Below are 26514 nucleotides of genomic sequence, written 5' to 3'. Positions count from 1 at the left end.
ATGAAAGAAAAAGAGTTTTTACAAGAAGTAAAAGAAATCAATCTTCTACAACAAGCTTTAGGAATCCTCGATTGGGATACACAAACAGGTATGCCTGAAAAAGCTAGTGCATACCGAAGTGAAGTAGACAGCTATCTTTACAGCATTTATTTTTCAAAAAAAATCGGTCCAAAAATCAAAGAAGCCATTCGCTATTTTTCTGAACATCCGGAAGAATTGTCGGAAGTTGGAACTGCCGTTTTTGCCAAAGTAAAAGAAGAGTATGATTTGGAACATCGCGTACCGGAAGATCTTATGAGAAAATATACAGCTGCCGTTTCTTCAGCACACGGACAATGGCAAAAAGCTAGAGAAACACAACAATTTTCTGATTTTCAACACGCATTGAATCAAAATATTGAATTAACAAAACAGTTGATACCTTACTGGAGAAAAGATGAAAAGACGAATTATGATGTTTTGCTGAATCAATACGAACCCGGGATGACTGTCGAAATCCTTGATAAGGTATTTGATCAGCTTAAAGAAGGAATTCTTTCGATCCGCCGTACGCTCCAAGAAAAAGGGACTGAACCTGAAACAGACTTTTTAAATCGGAGAATGACGAAAAAACAACAGAAGAGATTTGTAGTGAAAGTAATTGAACAACTTGGTTATGATTTTAGTCGTGGTCGTTTAGATGACACTGTCCACCCATTTATGACTGGAATTAATCCGAATGATGCACGAATCACGACACGATGGAACGAAACAGATTTCAAAATGGCTGTTTTTGGAGTGATCCACGAGGCTGGTCATGGTATGTATGAACAAGACATCGATGATAAATATGCGTATACACCGGTTTATGAAGGTACATCAATGGGTATCCATGAATCACAATCGTTGTTTAACGAGATCATTATTGGAAGTAGTCGCAGCTTCTGGAAAAAGCAATATCCTTTCTTTCAAGAATGTGCAGAAGGAACATTCGATGATATTCCTTTTGACAAATTTTATCGTTCATTGAACCATACAAAATCAAGTTTGGTTCGTATCGAGGCAGACAGTTTGACTTACCCTCTCCATATCATTATTCGTTATGAAATCGAAAAAATGATTTTCAATGAAGGGGTAGATGTTGCTGAACTACCTGAAATATGGAATCAAAAATATGAAGAGTATCTGGGAATACGACCAACAAATGATGTGGAAGGCATCCTACAAGACGTTCATTGGTCAGGTGCAAGCTTTGGTTATTTTCCCTCTTATGCATTAGGGTACATGTATGCGGCACAATTACTTCATTCTTTGCAGCAAGAAATAGATGTGGAAAATGTTCTAGCGTTAGACGATTATTCTCCAATCAAAAACTGGATGTCAGAGCATATCCATCAATATGGTGCATCTAGAAAACCAAATCAATTAATCATGGATGCAACACATGAACCGCTTAATCCGCAATACCTGATCGACTATATGAAAGACCTGTATTTTAATTTATATCAGGTAAAATAAAATACAATTTACAAAGATAGCTGAAATTCATCTAATCTATAGATGTTTTCAGCTATTTACTTAAGAAAGAAGTGGAACGAATGGATAAATTACAAGTGATCGCTGATTATAGTATGGACCAATTAGCGCATGATCAAACAGGACATGGGAGCGATCATACCAAAAGAGTTGTCAAGTTAGCTGAAAAAATTTTGGAGACGGAACCGCAGGCAGACCGCTTTGTGACGCTTGCAGCAGCTTACCTACATGATACGATTGATGATAAAGTCGTTAAAAATGAGAACGAGGCAAAGCAACAGCTTCGTGTATTCCTTCGCTCTTTGCCAATAGTAGAGGAACAGATCTCGATGATTTTTTCCATTATCGAAAATATGTCCTTTTCTAAAAATCTCTCTGAAGCGGCCGAACTATCTCTGGAAGGTAAGATCGTTCAAGACGCTGATCGTATCGAAGCATTAGGAGCAATCGGCATTTTGCGTACTGCTTATTTCGGCGGTGGACATGGGCACCCGATTTTTGATCCTGAACTGTATCCGCAAACATTCAAGGACAAAGAAAATTACCGAAAAGGCACGACAGTGATCAATCATTTTTATGAAAAACTGTTCTTGCTGTCTGATAAAATGAATACTGATTACGGATATGAAGAAGCCAAACGAAGAGAAACCTTCATGCGTGAATTCTTAGAAGAATTTTTTCTGGAATGGTCTATTGACGATGAAAATTTTACTCCAGACAATTGGATCAAAAATAACAAAAAATGATGGAGGTTGTGACAGAAGTGGTCAGCTCCAAGATATTTCGGATCATTTTCCGTAAAAGTTACTTCTGGAACACTGTTTACCAAGAGGTCGTGAGCCTGCCGTTCAGCTCCGAGTCACAAGGAACAATTTCAAAAAATAGCTTCTCGTGTTTGATGAATATTGTAACTTGTGATTCGGAATTGGCAGGAGAACACCGTTTATTCGGAAGAATAGGACTGTGACAAGACTTTTGTCACAGTCCTTTTTTCGAATTCAACAAGTAAAACTTTTAAGAAATATTCAGAGAGTAAAATTAAAAATTGCTGATAAACGAAGATGGAAATTTTATGTATTTTTATTGGTCTATGCAATAAATAAATTAAATATTCAGAATACAATTGATTTTAACGAAAGGGCTTCTATCAATGGTTGTGTTGTATTTATCTGCCCAGGTAGAGTAAAATAGATCATTATCTAAAAGGTAATTGTTCATACTATATAAGTCATTTGAAAGTAAAAAGATACTGTAAATAAAAAATGTGGTTAAATAATTCTCATAATCAGTGTAAGCGTTATCAAAAATATGGCATACTTGCTTTGTAGATGAATGACACGATATATGTTTGGTATGTTCTGCAAGACAGATGAATATGGAGGTGGAGACAATGTCTTCCAAAGAACTAACAATGTATTTAGAGAAAGAATTGGATCAACTGAAAGAAAAGGGGTTATACAATACGATCGACATACTAGAAAGTGAAAATGGTGCTTGTATCATCGTAGACGGAAAAAAGATGATCAATCTAGCATCCAACAATTATCTTGGATTTGCCAATCGCGAAGAATTGAAAAAAGCATGTATTGAAGCAACCGAAACTTATGGTGTAGGAGCAGGAGCAGTCCGAACGATCAATGGTTCGCTGAAAATCCATCAGCAATTAGAAGAAAAAATCGCAGAATTCAAAGGGACAGAAGCAGCAATCGCCTTTCAATCTGGATTCAACTGCAATATGGGCGCTATCTCTGCAGTAATGACAAAAGAAGATGCTATCTTATCGGATGAATTAAACCATGCATCTATTATTGACGGTTGCCGCTTATCCGGAGCAAAAATCATCCGAATTAAACATCAAGATATGAAAGACCTTGAGAAAAAAGCAAAGGAAGCGATAGAAAGTAAGAAATATAAAAAAATCATGTATATCACAGATGGTGTTTTCTCCATGGATGGAGACATTGCACGATTGCCGGAAATTATTCCGATTGTTGAAAAATATGGACTGATCACCTGCGTTGATGATGCGCACGGCTCAGGCGTAACTGGAAAAGGTGCAGGAACCGTCAAGCATTTTGGATTAAGCGACAAAATCGATATGCAAATGGGCACGTTATCGAAAGCTATAGGTGTTGTTGGGGGTTATGTAGCTGGATCGAAAACACTAATCGACTGGTTGAAAGCTAGAAGTCGGCCATTCCTATTTTCTACTTCGCTAACTCCAGGTGCAGCTGCAGCTGCATTGGCTTCGATTACTTTGATGCAAGAACATCCGGAACTTGTCGAAAAAGTTTGGGAAAATGCTAATTATTTTAAAGAAGAATTGAAAAAAGTAGGCTATAACATCGGTATGTCTGAAACACCTATTACTCCAGTCATTTTGGGAGACGAAAAAGTGACTCAGACTTTCTCTAAGAAGCTGATCGAACATGGGATTTATGCTAAACCAATCGTTTATCCAACTGTGCCTCTTGGGACAGGCAGGATCAGAAATATGCCGACTGCGGAACATACGAGGGAAATGCTTGATGAAGCAGTAGCAGTTTATCAAAAAATAGGAAAAGAAATGGAAATTATTTAACTAAGTTTAGTTTTTTCGTCTATTTAAAATTAGAGAACATGTTCACGCATATATTGTTAATCATCTGAAGATAGTAGTAAAAAAGATCAGGGAGGATCATCATGAAAAAAGTATTGGTGACAGGATGTTTAGGACAAATTGGTTCAGAGTTGATCACACGACTACGTCAAGAACTAGGCAGTGAAAATGTCATTGCGACAGATATACGCATGCCTGAAGTCATTGAGAAAAACGATATCTTTGAGATCCTAGATGTAATGGATTACGAAAAAATGCGCAGCATAGCAGAACAATATCAAGTGGACACATTGATTCATTTGGCTGCTCTTTTGTCAGCTGTTGCAGAAGCAAAACCACAATTAGCCTGGGATTTGAACGTGACTGGGCTGGTCAATGCATTGGAAGTCGCTAGAGAATTCCAGCTGAAACTTTTTACGCCAAGTTCAATCGGCGCGTTTGGTCCAAATACTCCAAAAGATCATACCCCACAAGATACTCTTCAGCGTCCTACAACCATGTATGGGGTAACGAAGGTAGCTGGAGAACTACTATGTGATTATTATTATGTGAAATATGGCGTAGATACTCGTGGTGTCCGTTTCCCTGGATTGATTTCTTATGCAACCTTGCCAGGAGGCGGTACGACAGACTACGCAGTCGATATTTATTATTCAGCAATCAAAGAAGGAAAGTACACTAGTTTCATTGATCAAGGTACATCAATGGATATGATGTATATGCCAGATGCGATCGATGCCATTATAAAACTCATGAATGCAGATCCTGATCGATTGGTTCATCGAAATGCCTTCAATATATCGGCGATGACTTTTGACCCGGAAGAGATCAAAGCATCTATTCAAAAAATCATACCAGATTTTGAAATGGATTATGATGTGGATCCTGTACGTCAGTCAATAGCAGAATCTTGGCCAAATTCACTAGATGTTTCTTGTGCGCAAGAGGAATGGGGCTTTTCGCCGAAATACGACTTAGATGCGATGACAAAGGATATGTTGGAAAAACTGAAAGAAAAATTGGTAGAGACGGTATAAAACAAGAACCACATCCAAAAAGTTTTTTATACTTTTGGGATTGGCTATGGTATGAAAGGGGACAAGGGATGGAAGAATATCAAGCCACGCCAGTAAAAGAAGTAAAAATAGAAAATGAATTAAAACGTACGATGGGATTTTTTACTGCTTTATCGACTGTTATGGGCACAGTGATCGGTGCAGGGGTATTTTTTAAAGCCGCAAGCGTAGCAGAAGTTACAGGATCCGCCAGTTTGCATATGTTTTCTTGGTTTCTCGGTGGTATGATTTCTGTCTGTGCAGGACTAACAGGAGCTGAACTGGCAGCTGCTATTCCAGAAACAGGAGGGATGATTAAATATATCGAACGGATTTACGGAAATACAGCAGCATTTTTTATTGGGCTGGGCGCAAGTCGTGATTTATTTTCCAGTAAATGTAGCAGCCTTGTCGATCATTTTCGGTACACAGTTCGTCAATCTATTTGGTCTTTCCCAGTCAATGATTGTTCCCGTAGCTGTTACAGCTGCTGTATCGATCCTGCTGATCAATTTTTTAGGTTCTAAAGCTGGAGGGGCTTTTCAGTCGATTACGCTTGTCTGCAAGCTTATCCCTTTGTTTGTGATCGTCATTTTCGGTTTGTTCCGACAAGAAGGAGTAGACTTCCAACTGTTTCCGATCCAAGCAGGAGAAAATCTTTCATTTTTCTCAGCCTTGGGAGCGGGCTTGCTAGCAACGATGTTCGCATACGACGGTTGGATACACGTAGGAAATATTTCGGGAGAATTGAAAAAGCCGGCGAAAGATTTGCCAAAAGCAATTTCTTTAGGAATCATCGGAATCATGATCGTTTATTTATTAGTAAATGCGGTGTTCTTAAGAACCGCATCTATCGACGGAGTCGCAGGAAACAGCAATGCGGCAAGTGACGTTGCAAAAATGATTTTTGGCGGCTTCGGTGGAAGACTGGTCACAGTTGGTATCTTGATTTCTGTTTATGGAACCATCAATGGCTATACCCTTACTGGAATGCGTCTCCCTTATGTTATGGCAAAAGAAAACAACCTGCCTTTTAACAAGCTCTTTGCTAAACTTCATGATAAAACTAAAGTTCCTGTAGCCGCAGGTATCTTAGAGCTAGTCATCGCTATTGGCATGATGATGATCGGTGGTTTTGATACACTAACGGATATGCTGATCTTTGTCATTTGGATTTTTTATACGATGGTCTTTGTTGGTGTCATTCTTCTTCGTAAAAAAGAACCTGATTTGTTTCGACCATACAAAGTTCCAATGTATCCGTTTATTCCACTAGTAGCAATCATTGGAGGGACTTTTATCGTATCAAGCACGCTTATCACTCAGACCTTTTTAGCTTCGATGGGGATAGTATTGACACTTGCCGGTATCCCGATTTATCTCTATTTAAAACGTAGATAGCTAAAACATTCGAATTTTATTAGAACTGCACTCTCTGCCAAATAAAATATTTTATTTAAATGAGGAGTACGTGGAAGAAATGTCAAAAGTACTCGTTAATTTTGATCACGTAAATGTCGTTTTGTCTACAATGAAATAGCAAAGTAAAAGACAGAAATCGGGCTCAACCGATTTCTGCCTTTTACTTTGATTTGCGTAACTGAACTATTCGGCGTACGCCGCGATAAATATTTAATAAAACCAAGCAACCAGAAATGAAAATGGGAAGCCAAATCAGATAGACAGGGTAGCCAAGCACTTTAGACAAAGCTTGTGGAGAAATTTTATCCATTTCAAGAAGTGCTTGCTGCCAAGTCTGAAGATTGAAGACTAGCATGAAACCCGAAATAATCAGGAGAATAAATCCTAAATAATGAATTGTAGTTCTTTTTCTTACATAAGCGATCGTAGCATAAAGGAACAGTAAAAAAATAGGTACGCCAAAAACAAAGTACATATTCAGCATCTCGACACCCCCTTTGTGTTTATCTTACTTTACTTTGAAAGAAATGAGAAATAATAGCCTCGTTACTTGCTTGAAACAGCAAAGGACTGCTAAGATAAGAGAGATACAAAGAATCAAGGAGGAGTCATATGGCAAGTTATATCGAACCGATTCGTTTTGCGCTGATTGTTTTTCCATTTTTAGCCTTAGCGATCTCATCTGTTTTTTTTATTTATGAATATCGAAAGTATGGAACATTTCTAGTAACAAGGGCAGTTATTTTGTATTCTTTCGTTTTTTATTTATTGTGTGCGTATTTTTTGGTGATCTTACCACTTCCGGCAAAGGAGACGGTTGCCCAAATGACAGGGCCAAAGATGGAGCTGCATTTATTTGCTTCATGGCAACATTTCAGAGACAACACGGTATTGGTCTTGTCTGAACCTAGTACCTACCTGCCGGCAATGAAGCAGAGTGTATTTTTGGAACCAGCTTTTAATGTTTTATTACTCATACCATTTGGCATTTATTTAAGATATTATTTCCGGCTTTCTTTTATGAAAACGATGATTGCTAGTTTCTGCCTTTCTCTATTTTTTGAATTGACGCAGCTAAGTGGACTTTATTTTATCTACCCAAGACCATACCGCTTATTTGATGTGAATGATTTAGTGACAAATACATTGGGTGGAATCATTGGTTTTGTCGTTATGCCGTTATTTACATTTATGCTTCCTACAAGAAGACGAATGGATGAACTTTCTTATGAAAAAGGAAAGACTGTCTCATTGACTCGACGCTTGGTCGCTTATTTGATCGACTGGACATTTTTATCTCTTATTAATTTGGTAGCGGCGATTTTCTTTAAACTTGCGTTCGATTCAGGGACAGTTACTTCTCATATCTGGTGGCTTTTATTAGAAGTAGGGGTATACTTTATGATTGTACCGTTTATAACCAATGGATGGACACTTGGCAAAAAAATTGTGCGTATCCGTTTGGTGGAAGAAGACCGCGAACGAATTTCTTTAAAAGCATTGATGATCCGCTACGGGTATCTGTACTTTCTTTTTTATGGTTTAAGCTGGTTGGGGCAGTTGCTTCAGCAAATCATGAATTCGACAACGAATACGGTGTTGCAGATGAGTGCAGTATTCATTTCTCTCGGTGTCTTGTTACTGCAAGGTATTTTTATTTTAAATATCTTGCTATCATTTTTGAGAAAAAAACGGATTCTGTTTTATGAAAAAGCTAGTCACACATATACTGTTAGCACGATTGGCCAAACAAAGGATGATGATTCTCGAAATTAGCTGAGCAAAAACGCTTTGTCTGTGTTATAATGCCAAAGTCGTGATAATTTAAAGAGAAGAGGTGCACGAATGAATAATTTTGATATATTCCGCTTCAAACCGTTTATCAATGAAGCGTTAACCGCAAAGGGCTTCAAACAGCCCACAGAGGTCCAGGAACGTTTGATTCCTTTAATTGCAAAAGGAAAAAATATCATTGGGCAATCTCAAACTGGTACAGGAAAAACACATACGTTTTTGTTGCCTTTGTTTGAAAAAATCAATGCAGAAAAAGAGGAAGTACAAGTTGTTATTACAGCTCCAAGTAGGGAACTAGCTGCACAGATCTATGAAGCAGCTACACAAATCGCTAAATTTTCTACACCGGAGATCCGTGTCTCGAATTTTGTCGGCGGTACAGACAAACAGCGTCAATTAAATCGTCTGCATCACCAACAGCCACAGGTTGTAGTAGGCACGCCTGGTAGAATATTAGACATGATGAATGAACAAGCGCTGAAGATTCACACCGCATTTGCATTTGTTGTCGATGAAGCGGATATGACATTGGATATGGGTTTTTTAAATGAAGTAGACCAAATTGCAAGTCGATTACCAGAAAAGCTGCAGTTTTTAGTTTTTTCTGCCACTATTCCAGAAAAACTTCGTCCATTCTTACGAAAATACATGGAAAATCCAATCATTGAAGAAATCAAACCAAAAGCAGTTATTTCTGAAGACATTGAAAATTGGCTGATTTCAACAAAAGGTAAAGATGAAAATCAAATGATTTATCAACTGCTGACAATTGGTCATCCTTATTTAGCAATCGTATTTGCCAATACAAAACAGCATGTGGATGAAATTGCCGATTACTTGAAAAACCAAGGCTTGAAAGTAGCAAAGATTCATGGAGACATCACCCCAAGAGAGAGAAAACGAGTGATGCGACAAGTACAGAATCTGGAGTATCAATATGTTGTAGCGACTGATTTAGCTGCTAGAGGGATCGATATCGAAGGTGTTTCTCATGTTATCAATGCAGAAATTCCAGAAGATCTAGACTTCTTTATCCATCGTGTCGGACGTACTGGACGTAATGGCTTAAAAGGAACGGCCATTACGTTATATTCGCCAAATGATGAGCAAGCCATTGATGCGATAGAAAAATTGGGCGTCTCATTTGAACCAAAAGAAATCAAAAACGGGGAAATCGTCAAAACATACGATCGTAATAGACGTGCCAAACGAGAAAAATCAAAAGATGTATTAGATCCCACGCTGATTGGTCTTGTGAAGAAGAAAAAGAAAAAGATCAAGCCTGGTTATAAGAAAAAAATCGATTGGGCAATTGCAGAAAAAAACAAAAAAGAACGCAAAATCGAACGCAGACAGCAAAGCCGTACTGCTCGTAAAAATAAGAAAAATTCACATAAATAAAAAACAAGAGGTTGTGACAAAAGGCGTGTCACAATCTCTTGTTTTTAAGCTAGACTTTTTTCCATTCCGATACAAAGTACTTCATCTTCAATAAAAGGTTCTGTGCAAGTATGATACCCTTGTTTTTCATAAAAATCTACAGCCGTCATTTCAGCTACTACATAACTAGTCTGACAACCTTCTGAAACCGCCCGTTTTTCAGCAGCTTCAAGCAACTGACCGCCTAACCCTTTTCCTCGGTATTCTTTTGCTACGCAAAATCGTTCCGGCTTGAAGCAAGTAGGTGTTTTCTTTTCATAACGCAAAGTAGCTACTGGTCTTTTTTGATCAAGAAATAGATAATAGGTTTGTTGCGGGATATCTTTTCCGTCGAATTCTAGTTCTGCAGGAATCCCTTGTTCTAATACAAAAACTTGATATCTCAAAAAGCAGCTAGCTGCGCGTATCCATTCATCCGCTCCAACTATTTTTTTCATCATATTCCTCCTTGTCATGAATAGCAGAGATGTATTGATTCCTTTATTCTTATCGTACCAAAAATCGTGGAATATGACCAAAAGGAAATGAAAATAAAAATTGAGATATTGACAGTGATCAATAGAATGCGTATACTAATTAAGTACGAAAAGGATATGATTTGTTTTTTAAGACTCACAGAAAATTCTTTCTTGGCTGAAAAAAGAATAGTCACTAATCAAATTGCTCCCTTTTTCTATTTTGGTAGAAATACCGACGCAGCTCAGCGTTATCGAGTTTAAGAGGTAATGATTACACATCATTGCAATCAAGGTGGTACCGCGAGTTTTCGTCCTTGGCTGTGATGGTGTTTTTTTGTATTTAATTTATAGAAAGCAGGTAATGATATGAAACAATTAAGTAGTGCACAAGTTCGACAAATGTTTCTTGATTTCTTCCAATCTAAAGGACATACGATTGAACCTAGTGCGTCTTTGATCCCCGTGAACGATCCAACCTTATTGTGGATCAACTCTGGTGTTGCAACATTGAAAAAATATTTTGATGGTTCAGTTGTGCCAGAAAATCCAAGAATCACAAATGCCCAAAAATCTATTCGAACAAATGATATCGAAAATGTCGGTAAAACAGCACGTCACCATACGATGTTTGAGATGCTGGGTAATTTTTCGATTGGTGACTATTTCAAAAATGAAGCCATCCACTGGGCATGGGAATTTTTGACTGATCCAAAATGGATGGCATTCGATCCAGAAAAACTTTATATAACAGTTTATCCAAAAGATACAGAAGCAAAACGCATCTGGCATGAAGAAGTTGGCCTGCCACTAGATCACATTATTGATGTAGAAGACAACTTCTGGGATATCGGTGCAGGCCCATGTGGTCCGGATACGGAAATTTTCTATGACCGTGGAGAAGCTTATAACGATTTAGCAGAAGATGATCCTGAAAACTATCCAGGAGGAGAAAATGAACGTTATTTAGAAATCTGGAACTTAGTATTTTCAGAATTCAACCATAAGCCTGATAACACATTTGAACCACTTCCTCATAAAAACATTGATACGGGGATGGGATTGGAACGCATGGTCTCAATCGTTCAAGATGCGCCAACGAACTTTGAGACAGACTTGTTTATGCCTATTATCCACGCCGTAGAAAAGCTAAGCAAACAAGTAAAATATGGTGAAAACCCAGTAACAGATATTTCTTACAAAGTAATCGCAGATCATATTCGCGCCCTTTCATTTGCTATTGGCGACGGTGCATTGCCATCGAATGAAGGGAGAGGGTATGTCTTACGCCGTTTGCTTCGTCGTGCTGTCATGCATGGGAAAAAATTAGGTATTGAACAAGCATTCTTATATCGTTTAGTCCCTGTTGTTGGGGAAATCATGGTAAGTTATTATCCTGAAGTACTTCAACAAAAAGAATTTATTGAAAAAGTTATCCGTACAGAAGAAGAACGTTTCAATGAAACAATCAATGAAGGTTTGGAAATCTTAAATCAAGTGATCCAAGAAGTAAAAAACGAAAACGGGACGACTCTAGCAGGAAAAGACATCTTCAAACTATACGACACATATGGCTTCCCAGTAGAATTAACGGAAGAGGTGGCAGAAGATGAAGGACTGAAAGTTGATCATGCTGGTTTTGAAAAAGAAATGGATGCACAACGCGAACGTGCTCGCTCTGCCCGCAGTACTGAAAAATCAATGGGGGTACAATCTGCTTTATTGACAGATATCAAAGTAGAAAGTAAATTCATTGGATACACAGAACAAGAATCAGATAGTCAATTATTGGTCATCGTTAAAGGTGAGTCTCTTTTGAATGAAGTCGCAGAAGGTGAAGCTCAAATGATCTTTGATCAAACACCTTTCTATGCAGAAATGGGTGGGCAAGTAGCGGATCAAGGATGGATCATGAATGAAGTAGGCGAAATCGTAGCAGTTGTTACAGATGTTCAAAAAGCGCCTAATGGTCAATTTATGCATACCGTAGAAGTAAAAGCACCAATGAGCGAAGGACAAACCTATCATCTATTGATTGATCAATCGATGCGCAATCGGATCATCAAAAACCATACAGCAACCCATCTACTGCACAAGGCATTGAAAGAAGTACTTGGCGAGCATGCAAATCAAGCTGGTTCTTTAGTCGCTCCTGGACATTTACGATTCGACTTTACCCACTTTGGTCAAATCACTTCAGATGAATTAGCTGAAATGGAAAGAATCGTCAACGAAAAAATCTGGGAAGCTATCCCAGTTGAAACAATTGAAACAGATATCGATACAGCCAAAAACATGGGTGCGATGGCTTTGTTTGGTGAAAAATACGGACATGACGTTCGAGTAGTAAATATCGGCGGCTGGTCAATCGAACTGTGCGGAGGCACACATGTAGCAAATACAGAAAACATCGGAATCTTCAAAATCGTTTCTGAATCAGGAATTGGTGCAGGCGTGCGACGAATCGAGGCTGTAACAAGTAAAGAAGCGTACGAACTACTTGAAGAAGAAGAAAAACAACTAAAACAAGTAGCAACAATTGTTAAATCACCTCAATTGAAGGAAGTTGTTTCAAAAGCGGAACAATTGCAACAGCAAGTAAGAGAGCTACAAAAGGAAAATGAACAATTAGCTAGCAAGTTAGCGAATCAACAAGCTGGTGATGTATTCAAAGATCCAGAAACGATCAATGGAAAAACAATCATTGCAGCACAAGTAAAAGTGAAAGATATGAATCAGCTGCGTCAATTAGCTGACCAATGGAAACAAAAAAATATTTCAGATATTCTTGTTTTAGCAAACGAACAAGAAGGAAAAGTCAGTCTGCTAGCAGCAATGACGAAAGAATCAAATGAAGCTGGACTAAAAGCTGGCGACTTGATTAAAGCAATCGCACCGAAAGTAGGCGGTGGCGGTGGTGGACGTCCAGACATGGCACAAGCTGGCGGGAAAAATCCTGCTGGTATTCCAGATGCACTTAAAGCTGCGAAAGAATGGGTTGCGCAACAATAGGGCGTTTACGTTTGACAGAAAAACAAAAGTTCAAACATTGAACGAAACATGATTATGGGGGCGAAGACAAACAAGTCTTGCCCTCATACTTTTTTCAATTGGCTGGCGCATCTAATCAAATGGTCGGATTCGGATGGTCTTTAGTTGACGAAAGTGACAGAAATTTTTACGATTAGTATAAATAAAAAGGGGTGAAAAAATGAATAGTAGAAATAAGACCTTTCGACTAGTCTTACGTGCGATCTTGTTAGCAATCATCATCGTACAAGCGATGGTTCCTTGGCTGGGGTTTATTCCATTAGGATTCATTAGTTTAACAATTATCCATATCACAGTAATTATTGCTGCAGTAGTATTAGGCCCAAAAGATGGCATGGTGATTGGCTTGTTTTGGGGAATCGCTACAATTGTTCGTGCCTATGCCATGCCAACAACGCCATTTGATACATTAGTGTTCACGAATCCGATTATCTCGGTAGTTCCCAGAGTACTTGTTGGCTTAGTAGCAGGCTTGGTTTTCCACTGGATTTATCAAAAAAATAAATCAATAACGATCAGCTCAGCCTTTGCAGGGATACTGGGTTCATTGGTCAATACAGTCTTAGTGTTAGGATTCATGGGATTATTTTATACAGGTGCAACGGCAGATGCCTATGGTGTAGATTCTGCTCTTTTATTTAAAACCTTAGCAGGGGTTGCAGCAATCAATGGGATACCAGAAGCAATAGGTGCGGGAATCATAACACCATTACTAGCAAAAGCGTTATTTGCAGCAACACCGTTGAAACCAGAATAATGACCATCTTTTAATAGTAATAGGACGCACGATAGATAGAAAAAGGAAGAGAGGAGAGGAAAACAATCGTCCTCTCCATCTTTTTACCTGAGCAACAAGCAAACTAGAAGGGGTAAAAAACTTGGCTAAGAAACAAGAAGAAAAAAAGAAACAAATACCGCAACAGCGGACAAAAAAAGGAGTACTAGCGGGTATCTTAGGATTGGTTACGAATCTGATCTTGTTTGTCTCTAAGCTAATGATCGGGCTTTTTTCAGGAAGTGTCTCCATTATGGCTGATGCAGTGAACAGTCTATCAGATACTGCTTCATCCATATTGACTTTGATCGGATTTAAAATTGCTGCAAAGCCAGCAGATCAGGAACATCCTTATGGACACGAACGCTTCGAATATATCAGTGGGTTATTTGTTTCGATCATCATTACTTATGTAGGATTTCAATTTTTAGAGTCTTCTGCTGAAAAAATCATCCATCCAGAAAATGTCTCTTTAACACCCATCGTCTTTTTTGTCCTAATCATTTCCATCTTTTTGAAATTTGCACAAGGCAAAATGTATCAGGTTATTGCGCAATCCATTGATTCTGAAACATTGAGAGCTACAGCAACAGATAGTTATAATGATGTCTTTACTACACTGGCTGTATTGCTTTCAGCAGCAATCGAATGGGTAACTGGATGGCGTATCGATGGATATATAGGTTTTGCTTTAGCATTATATATCCTTTATAGTGGATTGACGATGCTTCGAAATTTTGTATACGAACTATTAGGAAGTCGCCCAACGCCAGCAGAGATTGAAGAAATGGAAGAGCATTTAAATGCTTGCGATGATATACTTGGCTATCATGATTTATTGGTGCATAACTATGGACCCAATAAACGCTTTGCATCAGTCCACATCGAAGTAGATGAATCAATGAATTTGAATGTGGCTCATAAGATTATTGATCTGATAGAAAAAGACTTTAAAAAGTCTTTGGATGTGGAACTTGTCTGTCACTTGGATCCAATGCCTGTTGATAACGAAAAATACTATAATATCTTGCGGCAGTTAAAGCAAATTCTTCTTGAAACAGGTACAGGGCTTAATATTCATGATTTTAGAGTAATTCATCAAGGAAAAACGCTGCAATTTGATGTAGTGGTCCCTGAGAAATTCCAGTTTGATGATACAGAACTAGAAAGAATCTTACGTAGTCAAATAGAAGAAAAAATTGGAGATTACCAATTGGAAATTACGTTTGATCACAATTATCTTTTATATTAAATGAGAAACTATAAAAAGACTCCTTAAAGTTTTTGATTTAAAGAGTCTTTTTTTCTTTTAATTGTTTATAGAGAGCCTGACGTGCAAGATTATCTGCTCCTTTATTTTTGTTTTCGGGCAACCATTGCAGGATCAATAAAGAAAATTCGGATAGAAGTTCTTGGATTCTTTGAAGGTAGGGAAGGAAGAGCTCGTTCTTCGTTGCGTTTTTGTCGACCGTAGAAACTAGTGTTTTGCTGTCTGAAAAACAGAAAATCGTTTCATTCTGTAAGTCGTTTTTCTTTAGAAATTCTAAAGTTTTTAAAAAGACTTCGAACTCTGCTTGATGGTTTGTCCCTATAGAAAGCGGGATAGATAGCTGTTCTTGTTTACCTTGATAGACAATCAAGATTCCGCCTCCACTAGGACCAGGGTTGCCTTTTGTAGAGGCATCAATGTATACTTTTAACATAAAAAGAGATTCTCCTTTTTGTTCAAACTAATGTTATGGTAAGATTATATCATTACTGAATCGGTGAGAGGTTAGAGAATGAAAAAAAATATTCGATGGCAGCCTGAACTGGCACATACGATCATCTATTGGTCATTGACCTTGATCATTCTGTTTTTTAGTCTGATTCTTTCTTTAGAAAACACAGGTCCTTATTGGAAAAGCAATTTTGTTTTAGGTATTTTTCTTGTTTTTCTATTTCTAGGTTTGCGGCGTTCTTTTATTTTAAAATCAAACTCTGTGATCATACGTTATGCTGCTTTTTGGAAAGACCGAGAAATATCTGTCGGACAGATTCGATCTTTGACGCCAACTAATACTGGGGTGCAAATGATATTGCAAGATGAGAAAGCCCCATCTGTTTTCATGATGCGAAAAAAAGATCAAGTAGTCCTTTTTGATCATTTTGAAAAAAACGGACCCAAATCAGAATCAATTCCTTATCCTTATACGAAAAAAAGAAAAAGCTAATTTTAAAAATCAGAACCTAAAAAAACGAATTTTTACAGGGAAAGAAAAGAGTGAGACGTACGGTTCATCCCGTTTAGCGTCTCACTCTATTTGTTTATCTATTCATGCATACTAGTATCGGTAGTCTGAACGTTGCCTTTCTTGACATGGGCAGCTTGTGTTCCTCGATTCCCTTCGATGATCTCAAATTCGACCACTTGATTTTCTTCCAAAGTTTTGAATCCCTCTTCTTCAATCGCAGTAAAATGTACAAAAATTTCTTCTGTGTCATCATAACTGATAAAGCCGTATCCTTTTTTGTTGTCAAACCATTTTACAATTCCTGTGGTCAAAGCACTCACGACCTTTCTAAAGTCTGATCATAGCCTTCATTATAAAGAGTATTTATAAGTACGTCAAATAAATTAAAAACCTGTAATTTTATGTTTTTTTTCTGAATAAAAAAAGGTATAATTGGCATATCTTAACAAAGAAGATATTTTGTTGAATAAAGTTCGTGAAAAGGGGTAATCAAATGAAGAATGATCTGCAAATTTCACAAGAAACAGAGCTAGAACCGATTGTTGAAGTGGCTAGTAAATTAGATCTTAAGGAAGACGATTTGGAACTGTATGGGAAATATAAGGCGAAAATCAATTTTTCTGGAATCAATCGATCAAAGGATAACGCTGAGGGGCATTTGATCTTAGTTACTTCCATCAATCCAACACCAGCTGGCGAAGGAAAGTCAACGATCACTGTAGGGTTAGGAGACGCGCTCAATAAAATCAATAAAAAATCTGTTATTGCATTGCGAGAACCCTCACTTGGTCCTGTGATGGGAATCAAAGGCGGTGCTGCAGGCGGAGGATATGCACAGGTATTGCCTATGGAAGATATCAACTTGCATTTTACTGGTGACATGCATGCTATCACAACAGCTAATAATGCATTATCTGCTCTTTTAGATAATCATATTCATCAAGGAAATGAATTGAACATCGATGCCCGCCGAGTGATTTGGAAACGGGTAGTCGATCTCAATGATCGTGAACTGCGTAAAGTAATTGTTGGCTTGGGTGGGCCAATCCAAGGTGTCCCAAGAGAAGATGGATTTGATATCACAGTTGCCAGCGAAATCATGGCTATCTTGTGTCTTGCGGCAGACCTTGAAGATTTAAAGGCTCGTCTTGCAAGGATCGTTGTCGGCTATACATTTGACCGTCAGCCTGTGACTGCTGGAGACTTGAAAGCAGAAGGCGCTCTGGCATTACTGCTGAAAGATGCAATCAAGCCGAATCTTGTACAAACAATTTACGGAACACCAGCTTTTGTCCACGGGGGACCGTTTGCCAATATCGCTCATGGCTGCAATAGTATTTTAGCTACCAAGACAGCATTGAGATTAGCAGATTACGTTGTCACAGAGGCAGGATTTGGTGCAGATCTTGGCGGAGAGAAATTTTTAGATATCAAAGTACCTAACTTGAAAAAAGCGCCGGATGCTGTGGTGATTGTCGCCACTGTCCGTGCATTGAAAATGCATGGCGGAATGAAAAAAGATGAACTTAAAAATGAGAATCTTGATGCTTTGAAAGTAGGTTTTGCAAATTTAAAGCGCCATATACGTAATATGGAACAATATCAGCTACCTGTGATCGTCGCAATCAATGAATTCGTAACAGATACAGACAATGAACTCACACTGTTGGAGCACTTGTGTGAAAATCAGGGGATTCTTGCCAAGAGAGCGAGTGTATGGGCAGATGGAGCAGAAGGCGGCGTTGATTTAGCAAAAGCTGTAGTACGATTGATTGATAGAAAAGAAGCTAATTACAAGCCATTATACCGCCTAGAAGAAACGATACAAGAAAAGACAGAAACAATCGTCAAGAAAATTTACGGAGGAAATGGTGTTGTTTTCAGCAAAAAAGCGCAAAAACAAATAGAAGAGTTTACGAAGAATGGATGGGACAAACTGCCGATTTGTATGGCGAAAACACAATATTCATTCTCTGATGATCCTTCATTGCTAGGCGCACCTGAAGATTTCACTATCACCATACGTGAGATCATCCCAAAATTAGGGGCAGGATTTTTAGTAGCCTTAACTGGGGATGTTATGACGATGCCTGGTTTGCCTAAAAAACCTGCTGCATTGAATATGGACGTGACAAACGACGGAGAAGTGTTGGGATTGTTTTAAGCTTGATTATTCTACCGTATACTAAATAACTTTCATTAAACATAAGAGGAGCTGTATTTTGACTACAGCTTCTTTTTTTAGACGATAGGGAATTAATTTTGTTTACACTAGGATCATTCTTTTTCTTTATTGTATTTTGAGCTATACTAAAGCATAATAGGAGGGTATGATGAAAACGACATTTATAAGAAAAACCGGTTTTTACGGTATGGGTAGCTCGATTCAGATAAGAATCAACAATGAAAAACGCAGTGTTCTCAGTCATGAACAAAAGATAACGCTTGATCTGGAAGTGCCCTTTACGATGCAGGTCACCTTTTATTGGCTAAAAAGCCCCGTTTATACAGTGAAAGAAGCAAAGCCTGCTTATGTGATCACAATGAATTACTTGATTCTTCAAATCTATCCGTTTTTATTTTTAGCAACTGGATTGGGAGCCGTTTTCCTACAAAATTTATTTTTCAGTTTTTTTGCAGTTATTGTGTTGATTGCGTTCTTTTTCTATATAAAAAACCGGGCATATTTGATCAAGGAGGAAAATTATGGCAAACTCTGATCTTTTTTTAATCAGTTTCAATCGAATCGAAAAATGGATGAGAGACGAGATGGGAAATGCACGAAATATGGGATTTACCGAACTTGTCAGACGCCTAGCTCAAAGAAAACAATTAATGATCAGAAAATACGAAGATGATCTTTTACAGCTTGCTCAGTTAAGGAATGCGATCGTCCATGATCGGATCGCAGTCGATTTTGTCATTGCAGAGCCAAATGATTGGACAGTCAAGCGAATCCAGCTGATCGAACAAGAACTGATTCAGCCTGAAACCGTGCTGCCTCGATTTGCAAAACGTGTAACAGGTTTTGAACAAGATCTTCCGTTACTTGAACTGTTAAAGATAGTAGCAGAAAAAAGGTATTCACAATTTCCGTTATACAATAAAGGAAAATTTGTAGCATTGATTACTTTACGTAATATCGGGTTTTGGCTAGCAAAAGAAAGCCAAAAAGGTCCGGTTGATTTAACAAATAAACGAGCGTTGGATTTGATTATCCAAAACGGAAAGTACACAAATTATCATTTTGTTCCAGCTAAAACACATATTTACGAGGTTGAAGCGATGTTTCGTGAGCAAGGGACTTTGGAAGCCGTACTTATCACTAAAGATGGGAATCCCGATGGTAATCTGCTCGGGATCGTACGACCTCGTGATATTTATAAACAAATAGAAAAGGATTGATTTTTTGTTAATTATTTATTGGATATTCAGCGCTTTGCTAGTAGGAGTGGATCAGTTGGTCAAATGGTGGATCACTGATAATCTAGCGCTTGGAGAGACGAAAAATCTTATACCAGCTATTTTGTCACTGAATCATATTCGAAACACTGGAGCCGCATGGAGTATGCTAGAAGGGAAGATGTGGTTCTTTACTATAGTGACACTCATTGCAGTCGTTGTGATTCTCACATTGATGATTAAAAATCGTGAAAAAGGTAATCGCTGGTTCATGATTGGATTGAGTTTGATTCTAGCTGGTGCGATTGGCAATTTTATCGACCGTATTCGTCTTGGCTATGTAGTAGATATGTTCCAGACAGATTTTATGAGCTTTCCGATTTTTAACGTAGCAGATGTGACACTTGTATGTGGAGTGATTTGTATATTAATTTATATTATTTTAGATGAAAAGGATCAAAGAAAAAAATGACAGAACTTAAAACGACGATTCACCATGAATCTGGTAGGATCGATAAAGTATTGACTAATTTATTCACCGATTACAGTCGTTCGCAAATTCAGCTGTGGCTGAAAAATGGAGCGGTTTCTGTCAATGGACAGCCAGTCAAAGCAAATTACAAAGTAAAACAAGGAGACGAGATTACTGTCTTGATCCCCGAACCAGAAACATTAGATGTGGGCCCAGAAAATATCCCGTTGACGATCGTTTACGAAGATGAAGATGTAGCGGTGATAAACAAACCTCAAGGAATGGTCGTTCATCCTTCAGCAGGTCATACGCATGGCACAATGGTCAATGCGCTGATGTACCATATCAAGGATCTTTCTACGATCAACGGCGTTATTCGTCCAGGTATTGTTCACCGAATCGACAAAGATACTTCCGGACTGCTAATGGTTGCCAAAAATGACCAGGCACACGAATCATTAGCTCAGCAATTAAAAGATAAGACCTCTTTGCGCAAATACGTTGCTTTAGTCCATGGAGAGATTCCTCACGAAAAAGGAACCATCAATGCGCCAATCGGCCGTTCGAAGGAAAACCGGAAAATGCAGGCGATAAGAGAAGATGGGAAGCCGGCTGTCACACATTTTACTGTATTGGAACGTTTCGAAGGATTTACTCTGGTTGAATTAAAACTAGAAACCGGAAGAACACACCAGATCCGTGTGCATATGAAGTATATCGGTTATCCGTTAGCTGGAGATCCAGTATACGGACCGAAGAAAACTTTGAAAGGCAATGGTCAGTTTCTCCATGCGCAAATGTTAGGTTTTACGCACCCGACTACAAACGAAAAGATGATCTTTGAAGCACCTCTTCCAGAAGTTTTTGAAAAAACTTTAGAAAAATTAAGAAAAAACATTGCATTTTAATTTAGATAACGGTATAGTAATTAACAACGAAAGCATAAAACTTAATAGAATTCCTTTAAGTTTAGTCCCGTGAGGCTAAGAAGGGTGGGAGCAAGGATACGTATGGTGCGCCATAAGTAGATTGCTCATTGACATAGTATAGCTATCAGTGTATCAGTATACGCTCAGTCTAAACATTCCTCCTGTCCTCTTAGGGCAGGAGTTTTTTTATGCAAAAAAGTAGGGGGAATGAAAATGCAAGCAAAAGAAGTAGTAGATCAGGTAACCATGAAGCGAGCATTGACTCGAATTACTTATGAGATTATCGAGAGAAACCATAGTATCCAAGATATCGTATTGGTAGGTATCAAAACACGAGGAATCTACATTGCATCAAGAATTGCCGAACGCCTGAAGCAGCTAGAAGATATCGATATTCCTGTAGGAGAACTGGATATCACTTTATACCGAGATGACAAAAAAGAAAATCCAGAAGAACCGGAACTTCATTCTTCTGACATCCCAGTTTCCTTAGAAGGAAAAGAAGTTATTTTGATTGATGATGTTTTGTATACAGGACGAACGATTCGAGCAGCAATGGACGCAGTAATGGATTTTGGTAGACCAAGAAAAATTTCATTAGCAGTCCTGGTCGATCGTGGGCATCGAGAATTGCCAATCCGTGCAGATTATGTTGGGAAGAACATTCCAACATCTCGGGCGGAAGAGATTTTAGTAGAGATGCAAGAGCTTGATGGACAAGATCGCATCATGATTTTGAAAGAGGAAGATTAGAGGAGAGAGAAACATGTCGGAGAAAAAAGGATTTCATAATGATGACGTGGTGTTAGATATCCACGATCGCCCAACCCCAGGACATTGGGTAGGATTAAGTTTACAACACTTGTTCACGATGTTCGGAGCAACCGTGTTAGTCCCCATCTTAGTAGGTATCGATCCAGGTATCGCGCTAGTCAGTTCAGGACTAGGTACATTGGTGTACTTATTTACTACTAAAGGAAAGATACCTGCGTACTTAGGAAGCAGCTTCGCTTTCATTGCAGCGATGCAGCTTTTGATGAAAACAGATGGTTATCCAGCGATTGCACAAGGAGCAGTCACAACTGGATTAGTCTACTTGATTGTTGCGCTGATCATCAAAAAGATCGGTTCAGCATGGCTGGATAAAATCTTGCCTCCAATCGTCGTCGGTCCAGTCATCATGGTTATCGGGTTGGGACTTGCGGCAAATGCAGCAACAAATGCTATGTATAATCAGGGCACGTATGATTTCAAGTATATTGCTGTAGCACTGATCACATTAGGATTGACCATTTTCTTCAACATGTGGCTAAGAGGTTTTCTCGGATTGATTCCGATTTTACTAGGTATCATTAGCGGATACATCGTAGCCTTGCTGTTTGGAATCGTGGATACTAAGCCAATCGTAGACGCTGCCTGGTTTGCTGTTCCTAACTTTGAGATTCCCTTTGTACAATATGAACCAAAACTATATCTTGGAGCAATCACAACAATGGCACCCATCGCTTTTGTGACGATGACAGAGCATATCGGCCATCTTATGGTATTGAATAAACTAACTAAACGTAATTTCTTTGAAGAACCGGGTCTTCATAAGACGTTGACAGGTGATGGGTTAGCACAAATCGTGGCAGCCTTTGTCGGAGGTCCTCCTGTAACAAGTTACGGTGAAAACATTGGTGTTCTGGCTATCACACGTGTCCATAGCGTGTTTGTGATCGGTGGAGCTGCAGTATTTGCAGTCATTTTAGGATTCGTAGGAAAATTAAGCGCTTTGATTTTAAGTATCCCTGGACCAGTCATCTCAGGAATCAGTTTTATCTTATTTGGAGTAATTGCGGCAAGTGGAATGAAGATTTTAATCGAGAACAAAATCGATTTTGATAAAAAGAAAAATCTGTTGATTGCTTCAGTTATCTTAGTAGTAGGAATTGGCGGACTCGTCTTTGAAGTAGGCACATTTACATTGTCGGCAATGGCATTAGCAACTGTACTTGGCATCATTTTAAATCTTATCTTACCAGAAACTTCACGAAGCGAAGAAAACTAAGGAGGAAACATTATGATCATCAAATCAGAACGTATCAGCTTAAAGCATTTATTGACCGTTGAGGCACTTACTGATCAAGAAGTTATGGGCTTGATCCGCAGAGGGCAGGAATTCAAGCAAGGTGCTAATTGGACTCCGCAAAAGCGCCAGTACTTTGCTACAAACCTCTTTTTCGAAAATAGTACTCGCACACATAAAAGCTTCGATGTAGCGGAGAAAAAACTAGGGCTAGAAGTGATTGAATTTGAAGCAAGCACAAGCTCTGTCCAAAAAGGGGAAACACTATACGATACAGTACTGACGATGTCAGCATTAGGCGTAGACGTAGCGGTTATCCGTCATGGTGATGAGAACTATTATGATGAACTGATACAAAGTAAAACAATCCAGTGTTCGATTATCAATGGAGGAGACGGAAGCGGACAGCATCCAACCCAATGCTTGCTTGATTTGATGACCATTTACGAAGAATTTGGTCATTTTGAAGGTCTGAAAGTTGCCATCGTAGGTGATATCACTCACTCTCGCGTAGCTAAATCCAATATGCAGATGTTAAAACGTCTAGGCGCACAAGTATTTTTCTCAGGTCCTAGAGAATGGTACGACGATGAATTCGAAGTGTACGGACATTATATGCCATTGGATGAACTACTAGATCAAGTTGATGTCATGATGATGCTTCGGGTGCAACACGAACGCCATGATGGAAAAGAAAGTTTCTCAAAAGAAGGCTACCATCAGGAACATGGGTTAACAGTTGAGCGTGCGAAGAAGTTGCAAAAACATGCAATCATTATGCACCCAGCACCAGTTAACCGCGATGTAGAATTAGCTGATTCATTAGTGGAAGGATTACAGTCGCGGATCGTTCAGCAAATGAGCAATGGAGTATTCGTCAGAATGGCAATCTTAGAAGCAGTGCTAAATGGAAAAGCGTAATTATAGGAGGATGAAAAAATGAAAACACTCATTAAAAACGGTCAGATCAATACACGAAAAAATATGACGACACCAGCAGAAATTTGGATAGAAGATGGGCGAATCAAAGCAATCGGTACAGGATTCTCAGAAGCCGAATTTGATGAAGTGTTTGATGCAAAGGGACAATTGATCACACCTGGTTTAGTGGACGTCCATGTTCATTTGAGAGAGCCAGGATTTACATACAAGGAGACGATCGAAGCTGGGACTCGCTCAGCTGCTCGTGGTGGTTTCACTACTGTATGCGCGATGCCGAATTTAAATCCTGTACCTGATACGGCAGAAAAGCTGAGACAAGTATATGACATCATTAGAAAAGATGCAGTTGTGAAGGTATTGCAGTATGCGCCAATCACAGAAAATCTGCGAAGTGAGAAATTAGTTGATCAAGAAGCACTGATTGAAGAAGGTGCTTTTGCTTTCACAAATGACGGTGTAGGTGTCCAAACAGCTGGGACGATGTATCTGGCTATGAAAGAAGCTGCAAAAAACAATAAAGCCCTAGTAGCCCATACAGAAGATGAATCTTTATTATTTGGCGGCGTTATGCACGCTGGCAAGAAGGCAGAAGAACTTGGTCTTCCCGGGATCTTAAGCGTAACCGAGTCTTCTCAAATTGCTAGAGATCTGTTGCTAGCTGAAGCAACTGGTGTTCATTACCATGTTTGCCATGTTTCTACTAAAGAAAGTGTCCGTGTAATCAGAGACGCAAAAAAAGCAGGAATCCACGTAACAGCAGAAGTTTCACCCCATCATCTTATTTTGATCGACGAAGATATTCCCGAAGATTTCGGCTTTTGGAAAATGAACCCGCCGCTAAGAGGACGGGAGGATAGAGAAGCTTTGATCGAAGGCTTGCTTGACGGTACGATCGATTGCATCGCTACAGATCATGCCCCCCATGGATTAGAAGAAAAAAGCCAAAGTTTCATGAAATCACCATTTGGTATCGTAGGAAGCGAAACAGCGTTTCAACTGATCTATACTCATTTTGTAGAAACTGGTCGATTCACGTTGGAACAAGTGATCAATTGGTTGGCAGTTAAACCGGCTGAGATTTTTGGTTTGAATGCAGGAACGCTAACGGTTGGTGCCCCCGCTGATGTAGCAGTTTTTGATATTACACAAACTTGCACGATCGATAAAGCAGACTTTTTATCAAAAGGGGAGAATACACCTTTTATCGGCTGGAAAGTAAAAGGCGAAACACAAATGACTTTTGTCAACGGAAAACTTGTGTGGCAGAAGGGAGAATAAAAGTATGGAACGTTTGCTTATATTAGAAGATGGAACAGTTTTCGAAGGAAAGGCTTTTGGTGCAGATGCTAGTGTCTTCGGAGAAATCGTTTTTACAACAAGTATGACTGGTTATCAAGAAACCATCACTGATCAAAGTTTTAACGGTCAAATCATTACATTTACCTATCCTATGGTGGGTAATTATGGGGTAAATAGAGATGATTATGAATCGATTTCTCCAACATGCAAAGGAGTAGTAGTAAAAGAACATGCACGTGTAGCTTCAAACTGGCGAAACCAAATGACGCTAGATTCATTTTTGAAACAAAAAGGAATTCCTGGAATATCAGGTATCGATACGCGCGCCCTTACTCGCAAAATCCGTGAAGTCGGAACGATGAAAGCTAGTATCGTTGATGCTGGAGATTCCTTCGAACATGCATTTGATCAGCTGAAAGCAACCGTTCTAGCAACCAATCAAGTGCAGCAAGTCTCAACTAACAAACCTTATCCAAGTCCAGGAACAGGTCGGAAAGTCATTGTCATTGACTTCGGCTTGAAACATAGTATTTTACGAGAATTGAGTAAAAGAAACTGTAACCTCACAGTACTTCCCTATAACACAGATGCCGAGACGATTTTAGCGCTATCACCAGACGGAGTCATGCTGACGAATGGACCTGGTGATCCAAAAGATGTGCCAGAAGCAATCGAAATGATCAAAAAAATCCAAGGAAAAGTACCGATTTTTGGTATTTGTCTCGGTCACCAGTTATTTGCTTTAGCCAACGGTGCAGATACCTATAAAATGAAATTCGGACATCGAGGATTAAATCACCCGGTACGAGAAGTAGCGACCGGAAGAATTGATTTTACTTCTCAAAATCATGGCTATGCAGTCGATGAAGCCACGATTGATCCAGAAAAACTCATCGTAACTCATGTAGAAGTAAATGACGGAACAGTAGAAGGAGTCAAACACAGAGATTATCCCGCTTTCAGTGTGCAGTTTCATCCAGATGCTGCCCCTGGTCCGCATGATGCACTACATTTATTTGATGAATTTATGGAAATGATGGACGCAGGAAAGGAGCAGTAAAC

General features: G+C 38.9%; 26 protein-coding genes. 22 read left to right on the top strand and 4 right to left on the bottom strand.

Annotation, left to right across the window (positions count from 1 at the left end; genetic code table 11):
• The 6 genes from OS139_RS01010 to OS139_RS00985 all read left to right on the top strand — a co-directional run bounded on the left by OS139_RS01010 (nt 1) and on the right by OS139_RS00985 (nt 6570).
• On the top strand, nt 1–1497 hold the full coding sequence (locus tag OS139_RS01010; RefSeq protein WP_002331792.1) for a carboxypeptidase M32: 1497 nt from the start codon (nt 1–3) through the stop codon (nt 1495–1497).
• 80 nt (nt 1498–1577) lie between these two features.
• Nucleotides 1578–2261, top strand: a complete 684-nt coding sequence (locus tag OS139_RS01005; protein ID WP_002289185.1) for an HD domain-containing protein — start codon at nt 1578–1580, stop codon at nt 2259–2261.
• A gap of 644 nt (nt 2262–2905) precedes the next feature.
• On the top strand, nt 2906–4096 hold the full coding sequence (locus tag OS139_RS01000; RefSeq protein WP_325066767.1) for a glycine C-acetyltransferase: 1191 nt from the start codon (nt 2906–2908) through the stop codon (nt 4094–4096).
• A gap of 101 nt (nt 4097–4197) precedes the next feature.
• Nucleotides 4198–5151, top strand: coding sequence for an L-threonine 3-dehydrogenase (locus OS139_RS00995; protein WP_002306778.1), 954 nt, complete (start codon nt 4198–4200; stop codon nt 5149–5151).
• A 68-nt stretch (nt 5152–5219) separates the two neighbouring features.
• Nucleotides 5220–5696 carry an amino acid permease gene (locus tag OS139_RS00990; RefSeq protein WP_016627959.1) on the top strand — a complete coding sequence of 159 codons (477 nt, stop codon included), beginning with the start codon at nt 5220–5222 and terminating at the stop codon, nt 5694–5696.
• Complete coding sequence (locus OS139_RS00985) at nt 5578–6570, top strand: APC family permease (RefSeq protein ID WP_325066786.1); 993 nt, start codon at nt 5578–5580, stop codon at nt 6568–6570. The genes OS139_RS00990 and OS139_RS00985 overlap by 119 nt, the downstream gene beginning before the upstream one ends.
• Before the next feature lie 181 nt (nt 6571–6751).
• On the opposite strand, the gene OS139_RS00980 is transcribed toward OS139_RS00985, so the two are convergent.
• On the bottom strand, nt 6752–7075 hold the full coding sequence (locus OS139_RS00980) for a hypothetical protein (protein WP_002318749.1): 324 nt from the start codon (nt 7073–7075) through the stop codon (nt 6752–6754).
• Nucleotides 7076–7203: 128 nt separating this feature from the next.
• On the opposite strand from OS139_RS00980, the gene OS139_RS00975 reads away from it, so the two are divergent.
• Together OS139_RS00975 and OS139_RS00970 are read left to right on the top strand one after the other, a co-directional pair.
• Complete coding sequence (locus OS139_RS00975; protein ID WP_002331790.1) at nt 7204–8367, top strand: VanZ family protein; 1164 nt, start codon at nt 7204–7206, stop codon at nt 8365–8367.
• Nucleotides 8368–8436: 69 nt separating this feature from the next.
• Nucleotides 8437–9786: a DEAD/DEAH box helicase gene (locus tag OS139_RS00970; RefSeq protein WP_002289190.1), complete on the top strand. Its 1350-nt coding sequence runs from the start codon at nt 8437–8439 to the stop codon at nt 9784–9786.
• Between the two features lie 44 nt (nt 9787–9830).
• Here the strand turns inward: OS139_RS00970 and OS139_RS00965 are convergent, their stop codons facing one another.
• Nucleotides 9831–10262, bottom strand: coding sequence for a GNAT family N-acetyltransferase (locus tag OS139_RS00965; protein WP_002295842.1), 432 nt, complete (start codon nt 10260–10262; stop codon nt 9831–9833).
• Between the two features lie 387 nt (nt 10263–10649).
• On the opposite strand from OS139_RS00965, the gene alaS reads away from it, so the two are divergent.
• From alaS to OS139_RS00950, 3 genes are all read left to right on the top strand, one after another.
• Complete coding sequence (gene alaS / locus OS139_RS00960) at nt 10650–13292, top strand: alanine--tRNA ligase (RefSeq protein WP_002331789.1); 2643 nt, start codon at nt 10650–10652, stop codon at nt 13290–13292.
• 199 nt (nt 13293–13491) lie between these two features.
• On the top strand, nt 13492–14088 hold the full coding sequence (locus OS139_RS00955; protein ID WP_002306770.1) for an ECF transporter S component: 597 nt from the start codon (nt 13492–13494) through the stop codon (nt 14086–14088).
• A gap of 121 nt (nt 14089–14209) precedes the next feature.
• On the top strand, nt 14210–15358 hold the full coding sequence (locus tag OS139_RS00950; protein ID WP_002299705.1) for a cation diffusion facilitator family transporter: 1149 nt from the start codon (nt 14210–14212) through the stop codon (nt 15356–15358).
• 37 nt (nt 15359–15395) lie between these two features.
• Here OS139_RS00950 and OS139_RS00945 read toward each other — a convergent pair whose 3' ends face one another.
• Complete coding sequence (locus OS139_RS00945; protein ID WP_002306768.1) at nt 15396–15809, bottom strand: ribonuclease HI family protein; 414 nt, start codon at nt 15807–15809, stop codon at nt 15396–15398.
• A gap of 78 nt (nt 15810–15887) precedes the next feature.
• Between OS139_RS00945 and OS139_RS00940 the strand changes: the two genes are divergently transcribed.
• Nucleotides 15888–16319, top strand: a complete 432-nt coding sequence (locus OS139_RS00940; protein ID WP_002306766.1) for an EbsA family protein — start codon at nt 15888–15890, stop codon at nt 16317–16319.
• 98 nt (nt 16320–16417) lie between these two features.
• Here OS139_RS00940 and OS139_RS00935 read toward each other — a convergent pair whose 3' ends face one another.
• Nucleotides 16418–16651 carry a cold-shock protein gene (locus tag OS139_RS00935; protein WP_002303804.1) on the bottom strand — a complete coding sequence of 78 codons (234 nt, stop codon included), beginning with the start codon at nt 16649–16651 and terminating at the stop codon, nt 16418–16420.
• Nucleotides 16652–16833: 182 nt separating this feature from the next.
• Between OS139_RS00935 and OS139_RS00930 the strand changes: the two genes are divergently transcribed.
• The 10 genes from OS139_RS00930 to OS139_RS00885 all read left to right on the top strand — a co-directional run bounded on the left by OS139_RS00930 (nt 16834) and on the right by OS139_RS00885 (nt 26512).
• A complete protein-coding gene (locus OS139_RS00930; RefSeq protein WP_002295854.1) occupies nt 16834–18504 on the top strand; it encodes a formate--tetrahydrofolate ligase in 1671 nt (556 codons plus the stop codon).
• Nucleotides 18505–18673: 169 nt separating this feature from the next.
• Nucleotides 18674–19060, top strand: a complete 387-nt coding sequence (locus OS139_RS00925; protein ID WP_002331787.1) for a hypothetical protein — start codon at nt 18674–18676, stop codon at nt 19058–19060.
• Nucleotides 19047–19745 carry a CBS domain-containing protein gene (locus OS139_RS00920; RefSeq protein WP_002295857.1) on the top strand — a complete coding sequence of 233 codons (699 nt, stop codon included), beginning with the start codon at nt 19047–19049 and terminating at the stop codon, nt 19743–19745. Before OS139_RS00925 ends, OS139_RS00920 begins: the two co-directional genes overlap by 14 nt.
• Nucleotides 19746–19749: 4 nt before the next feature.
• Nucleotides 19750–20214, top strand: coding sequence for a signal peptidase II (lspA, locus tag OS139_RS00915; RefSeq protein ID WP_325066766.1), 465 nt, complete (start codon nt 19750–19752; stop codon nt 20212–20214).
• Nucleotides 20211–21122: an RluA family pseudouridine synthase gene (locus tag OS139_RS00910; RefSeq protein ID WP_002331786.1), complete on the top strand. Its 912-nt coding sequence runs from the start codon at nt 20211–20213 to the stop codon at nt 21120–21122. The genes lspA and OS139_RS00910 overlap by 4 nt, the downstream gene beginning before the upstream one ends.
• A gap of 234 nt (nt 21123–21356) precedes the next feature.
• Complete coding sequence (gene pyrR / locus OS139_RS00905; protein ID WP_002295862.1) at nt 21357–21896, top strand: bifunctional pyr operon transcriptional regulator/uracil phosphoribosyltransferase PyrR; 540 nt, start codon at nt 21357–21359, stop codon at nt 21894–21896.
• Between the two features lie 13 nt (nt 21897–21909).
• Entirely contained in the window at nt 21910–23193 is a 1284-nt protein-coding gene (locus OS139_RS00900; protein WP_002288870.1) for a solute carrier family 23 protein, read from the top strand.
• Between the two features lie 12 nt (nt 23194–23205).
• Nucleotides 23206–24132: an aspartate carbamoyltransferase catalytic subunit gene (locus tag OS139_RS00895; protein ID WP_002288872.1), complete on the top strand. Its 927-nt coding sequence runs from the start codon at nt 23206–23208 to the stop codon at nt 24130–24132.
• An 18-nt stretch (nt 24133–24150) separates the two neighbouring features.
• On the top strand, nt 24151–25431 hold the full coding sequence (locus tag OS139_RS00890) for a dihydroorotase (RefSeq protein ID WP_002306761.1): 1281 nt from the start codon (nt 24151–24153) through the stop codon (nt 25429–25431).
• Nucleotides 25432–25435: 4 nt separating this feature from the next.
• Entirely contained in the window at nt 25436–26512 is a 1077-nt protein-coding gene (locus OS139_RS00885) for a carbamoyl phosphate synthase small subunit (RefSeq protein WP_002288877.1), read from the top strand.
• Nucleotides 26513–26514: the final 2 nt, after the last annotated feature.

Source organism: Enterococcus sp. E4-223, assembly GCF_035727065.1.
GTDB classification, from domain to species: domain Bacteria; phylum Bacillota; class Bacilli; order Lactobacillales; family Enterococcaceae; genus Enterococcus_B; species Enterococcus_B faecium.
Note: the sequence above shows the minus strand (reverse complement) of the source record. Positions and strands in the feature narration are given on the sequence as shown.